This is a genomic window from Bradyrhizobium sp. WSM2793 (genome assembly GCF_000379585.1).
Classification (GTDB): domain Bacteria; phylum Pseudomonadota; class Alphaproteobacteria; order Rhizobiales; family Xanthobacteraceae; genus Bradyrhizobium.
The window spans coordinates 1-1,051 of sequence record NZ_KB902850.1 but is presented as its reverse complement, the minus strand read 5'-3'; the positions used below and the strand labels follow the sequence as shown (position 1 = coordinate 1,051).

At 65.7% G+C, this 1,051-nt stretch carries 1 protein-coding gene; it reads right to left on the bottom strand.

Annotated features, from left to right (window positions below; translation table 11 throughout):
- The coding region (locus A3AS_RS0141975) for a DUF1522 domain-containing protein (RefSeq protein WP_018323396.1) at positions 1 to 1,051 on the bottom strand (1,051 nt) is incomplete at both ends.

Sequence of the window (1,051 nt, the reverse complement as noted above, 5' to 3'; positions counted from 1 at the left end):
TGTTGGTGGCAGCGTTGTCGATGAAGTCGACACCGCTGGTCAGCGCAGCAAGGCCGAGACCCTTGGAGTTGTAGGTCACGCCGGTGATGCTGAGGTTCGACTTGCCGGTTTCGTCGAACACCAGCTTGAGCTGGTCGCCGTTCAACAGGTTGACGCCGTTGAACGAGGAGTCCTGCGCGGTCGTGTCGATCTGGTTCAGGATGTTGTTGTACTGATTGACCAGGTTGGCGCGCGCCGTCTGAGCGACCGTGTCCGCAACGGGGCTGGAAGCCGTCGAGAAGGTCAGCGACGACGTCAGCGTACCGCCGATCGCACCACCCGCGGCGCTCGAACCGATGGTCGAGGACGCGTAGTCGTTGGTGGTCGAGACCGTCAGCAGGCCGTTGGCGTCGATCGTCGCCGTCAGGTTGTTGGCCTGCAGCTTGGTGTTGAGCTGATCGAGCGTCTTGACCGTGCCGTTGGTGCCGTCGCCGAAGGTGACGTCAACCGCCGTGCCGCCGTTGAAGGAGGAGAAGGTCAAGGTCTTGCCGCTGATGCCGCCGATGCCGGAGGTGCGGGCCGCGGTGAAGGCGGTCGCCGTCCCGGTGTTGCCGGCAAGGCCGAGCACGTTCAGCGCGTTGCCGGTGCCCGTGATCGAGAGATCGGCATTGACGCCGGTCGAGATCTTGAGCGCACCCGAAGCATTGATCGACGAGTTGGTCTGGCCGGTGGCGGTCGCAAGCGTCGCGGTGCCGTTGGCGTTGACCGTCGCGGTCTGCACGCCGGTGGCGAGGTCGATCGCCTTCAGCACGTCGTTGACCGTGCCGCCCTGCAGGTAGACCGTCGAGTTGCCGGCGCCGTCGGTGAGGACGTTGCCGCTCGCGCCGAAGCCGGTCGGAACGCTCGGAGCACCGGTCGAGCCCGGGATCGGCGCGTTCTTGAAGGTGATGACGTGACCGTCGACGTTCAGGGTCGAGCCGTCCGCGATGGTTGCCCCCAGCGAGGCCGCACTCGTGGTCCGGTTGACCTGGACCGTGGCGTTGCCGCCGCCCACAGAGTTCGTCAGGTTGAG